The following is a 4,513-nucleotide window of genomic DNA, read 5'->3' on the forward strand; positions in this document are numbered from 1 at the left end:
GTATCGAACCGGTTGAACAGTCTTTCAATTGCACCCGCCTGCATCAGACATTCGCAGAACAGCCAGACCGTTCTGGCATCAGGCACACGAGCCAACAGGTCCAGTCCCGGAAAGTGCATGAAAGAAAGGCGGTCGTTGATCAGATATTCCGTCCGCTCGTCTGAGAAGCTGTTCAGTGGCTGGATCAACAGAATCTTGAACATCAGTATCGGCTCAAACGGGCAAGACGCTCCTCAACATCAAAGAGATCTGGCTGCTTCCTGCCATCTATCCCCAATCAACGTGGGGAAAACAGAATCATAGAAACAACCTTAAAACCAGGAGGGTTTTCAAACTCTCCAGATCCTATGCCTATAAATTTTTTACATTCTCTGATATTGAATAATAACGGTAAAATTTTTGGTGTAGGTTTATCAATACCTACACCAAATTTAATTCATTGAAAAAAATTCTTTATTTTTTCAAATAAAGAATTTTTTTCTTCATTTTGTATGGATTCCTTTTTTTTGTTATCGATAACTGACGATATCGCAGGGACATTATTGTGTCCGGCGTCCTTATCCAAAGGGCTAATAATAAAAAAATCTAGAGTTCCATGAGATGTACCGTCAGTCTCCAAGCGGAACTCTATTTCAGAAGTTTCCTCTTCCAGACCAAAGACGCATTTCAGAGTATTCCCTTTGTTTTTGTTCGTCTGGCTTGCAATCATGTTAGAACCGCCATTGCTGCAAACCTCTAACGTCATCCCTTTGCAATCGCTCTTTTCCGAAAAAACAGCTTCTACTTCATATTGTCCAGGAGCGAGGGTGATGTATGGCCCGTAGGTGACGCGATTGGAATTCGATTTATCGATGATAATGCCTTCGCGTGTGCGTTTCACATCGATTAATTGAATTCTTGGATCCGTGTGAGGAATGACAATTGCATCCATATTTATCAGTCGGATGTCGTGTAAGGTGCCCTCAAAATCACCGTAAACAGTCATACGAAATTCAACGCAATCTTCATCGCTAAGAAGCTTGAAGACAAATGCTTCTTCGGTGCGAGGATTGCGGGTGTGATGTGTTCGATTGAATTCTGCAACAACATTGGATCCCCAATCTGTTGCTACATCCAAGAAAATATCCCGGAAAATGGTATTTTCACTAAAACCTAATAATAACTTATACTGTCCGCGAGGAAGTTTTATAAACGGCCCATACATGACACGACCAGACTGGCCTTTATGTATCGTGATACCTTGGTCGGTTTTCTGTCCAGCCTCATCTTCTGTGAAACATTTGTCTGTTGCTAGCCAGGCTAGCTCATTTACTTTTTGCAGGCATATCTTACTAATAGTCCCTTCGAAATCACCAAATACGTTCACACGAAATTCAACATCCCGGACAGCCCGCTCCAAGCTGAAAAATACTGTATGATTGTGAACTTTAGTTTCTTCGTCATGCTGAATTTCGTAATGAGCTACAGAATCGGCCCCATATCCTGACGAAATATCAATCACTAAATTTTTGAAAGTCGTATTCTCGCAGAATTCGAAGGTTAACTTGTATTGGCCGCCATTAAGGCTCACGAAAGGTCCGTACATAACTCGGCCCTTCTCACCACCTATTACTACGATGCCTGAAGGCGTCAGGATTCCAGCTTCATCAATAACAATGTTCTTATCGCCAGCTAGCCATATATGATCTTTTTCACCATAGGCTTGTTTAGCCTTCCACATATCGCAGTAGTTGTTCGTTCCCGTCATGCCAAGTTCGGTTACGTCTCCAGCTTTTAGCTTGTTACGTTGACCGACGAGTACCTTGTCTGGAGACACATAAACAACGTTCTGCGGCTGACGTTCTGGGGTGATATAGCGAACTTCCCCCAAGAACTGATCGTCTGCATCTGCTGTTTGTCCCTTGAGTGCCATGGCTTTCGAAAAGCTTCGCCCCAGCAATGCGCCAGCCGTGGGATAATGATCGTGCGGTCCATAGAAACGATTGCGTGTATTCTCCACGATATTATCGATGGCAATTTTCCATTCCGGACGACCTGGCAGTGACCACAACAGGCTGGTCTGTGTGCATACCCAGCACTCCATGCCATCGTAGTTTTCCATAAAAGCTGCTGCGCCGTAGCGTTGCGGGATATTCCAGGGGTTCAGCAACTTTATAGCTAGATCAAAATAGATGCCGCCATAAACATACATCAAGCAATAACGTGCGAGGTCACACTTATAGGAATACGGCGCAAGATTATCGAAAGCCGCAAGAACTTCTTCTCCCAGCTCTTTCCCAATGAAATAACGTAATTCTTCTCCACCCCATATTTTATACTGAGCCTCTGGGTAGAGGTCTCGTGCAAGCTGCGCATTGCGCTCGAGATTTTCAGGAAGCTTCTCTGGAACCTGAAAACTATCGACGATAAAAACCTGGTGAAGCCAAGTTACTTTATGAAATTTTTCCATGGAATTTCTCCTTATATTCGCTTCTTATTGAGATGAAATTTCATAGCTTAGAAATTTACCCATAAAGAGCCGGTTCACGCATAACCGGAACTCAACATTTTCTTCATTCTGATCGAGAGTAAAAAAGGTCTCGATATATCCTCTTTTCATATCGATAGGGTTTAGTTTGAGTGTCTTGCGTGTTTTGTGTTCTTCACCTGCGGCAATTTCAATGGCGGCATTGGTAAAGCGAGTTTCTGGAGAAAATTTGGTGCGGAGCTTGTAGCGCCCTTTTGGCAAAGAGGTATATGGGCCGTAAATAAGCCGTCCTTTTGCCCAAAGGTGCGTGGAAATGCCATCTTCTTTTATGAAGCCGATTTCCGTTTTAATCGCGGGATCAGAGAACGGCCATTTTTGAAGAAGGATAGGTTCAAGTTCAAAACTTTTAACGGCACCGCGAAATCCGGTTTCCGTTTTTACAACAAATTCAACTTTATCTTTAGGTTGATTAATTTCTATAAGCATAGTGATGATATCATCATTGCTTACGTTTGCGGGAAGGAAAACGCATGACTTGATATATTCTTTTTGAAAATCTGCTGTAACATCAACTTCGATTTTTCTGAATTCTGTTCCAGACTCTAATTTGATACGCAGTTCATAGGCACCAGCACTTAAAGATGTATAAGGTCCGTAACTTAATACGCCCTCAAAATCTTCAGGCGCAACGATCCCGTGTTCATTTTTGAAAACAGGGAAGTCGGTATGAATAAGGCAGTCGTTTGCTGGCCACACGCAGAGCTTTTCGCCGTAGATTGCTCTTTTATTCCACATATCATTGTAATTGTTGCTGCCTGACACTCCCAAGTGTGCCAAATCGCCCCCAATTAATTTGTTGCGAAAAGCAATAACCTCCCCGCCTTTGGAGACATATGAGACATTGAGCATTGCAGAATCCGGTGTAACGCTCCGGCAGCTGCCAACGTACTGGTCATCAGCAGTAGATTCTTGCCCTCTTTCTACAAACGCAGCGATAAAGGCGCGACCCAACACCACTGGCCCTGTGGGATAGAGGGGGTTTTCTCCGTAATATTTCGATTTACAATTTTCTACTATGTATTGGATGGCAATTTGAAATTCTTTTCTTTTTGGGAGAGACCATAGAAGTCCTGTCTGGATGGCCGACCAGCTAGGGGACGTAAAAGGCACATCTCGACAAGCCCCAATGCCTTTATTATTAGGAATATTCCATTCCCTTGCAATTTGCACACCAAGATCAATATACAGTCCACCAAACACATACAGAATAACAAATTTCGCAAGATCGGCTTTATAAGAATATGGTTTTAGTATATCATATGCATATAAAACATCATCATCGAAATGTTCTTTTATAATTTTTCGGATTTGATGATTGCGCCATAAAGTATATTCTGCCTGCGGATAAACATGCCGAGCAGCTTCAATGTTTCTTTTTATGGCTTGCGGAATTGAGGCTGTTGGAGCTTCCTCGTCAAGAATGAGGATCTGATGCAGGTGTTTGATCTTATGGTGTGTTTTCATGCTTAGCGTTGTCCGGGCTTGCCTGTGGAGTGCTTGGTGCTCAATTTTAAAACAGTTTCCTGCGTGTTCAATACCTACAATTCTCTGCTGCTGAAAGCTTGTGGATAGCGCTTTTTTTTATTAGAGATGCTTACAGGCCATCTTGCATGGACTGTCATACTGGGAATGCCTTTGACGCGGCATTAAGTATGGTAAAATTTTTCATCTAGAAGTTTTTGAAAAATTTAAAAATAATAATTTTTTCTTATAATTTAATAAGATTTTATTTCTATGGATAATCAATGATGGGAATATAAAAATAATATATTAAGACCGAAATCTACTTTAAAAGTAAATTTGGCATTTTTGCGTCCTTAACCTAGGTCCTGTTAGGTCTTGATATAGTCTTGTGTAGCAGTAATGAGGATGACGGAGAGGTGGTCCCCATTTTTCGGACAGGGCAATAAGCTATAATCCGACCTGAGAGAGGACGGGTTTTATGGGCAAGGTTACGCGCAAGAGGTATGCGGCGGAGTTCAAATC

The 4,513-nt window shown here is 42.3% G+C and carries 2 protein-coding genes and 1 pseudogene; all 3 read right to left on the minus strand.

Annotated elements, in window-relative coordinates:
• Nucleotides 1-233 (minus strand): annotated as a pseudogene (locus tag HKD24_RS14735) (transposase); the annotation flags it as partial.
• Between the two features lie 203 nt (nt 234-436).
• Entirely contained in the window at nt 437-2,449 is a 2,013-nt protein-coding gene (locus tag HKD24_RS14740; protein WP_194260926.1) for a glycosyltransferase family 32 protein, read from the minus strand.
• Between the two features lie 24 nt (nt 2,450-2,473).
• Complete coding sequence (locus tag HKD24_RS14745; protein WP_194260927.1) at nt 2,474-3,991, minus strand: glycosyltransferase; 1,518 nt, start codon at nt 3,989-3,991, stop codon at nt 2,474-2,476.
• Nucleotides 3,992-4,513: the final 522 nt, after the last annotated feature.

Origin of the sequence: Gluconobacter vitians (assembly GCF_015244565.1) — a bacterium.
Taxonomy (GTDB): Bacteria; Pseudomonadota; Alphaproteobacteria; order Acetobacterales; family Acetobacteraceae; genus Gluconobacter; species Gluconobacter vitians.

Bases quoted from the DNA above. Each gene is read 5' to 3' on its own strand.
- HKD24_RS14740 (WP_194260926.1), bottom strand. From the start codon at position 2,449: ATGGAAAAATTTCATAAAGTAACTTGGCTTCACCAGGTTTTTATCGTC.
- HKD24_RS14745 (WP_194260927.1), bottom strand. From the start codon at position 3,991: ATGAAAACACACCATAAGATCAAACACCTGCATCAGATCCTCATTCTT.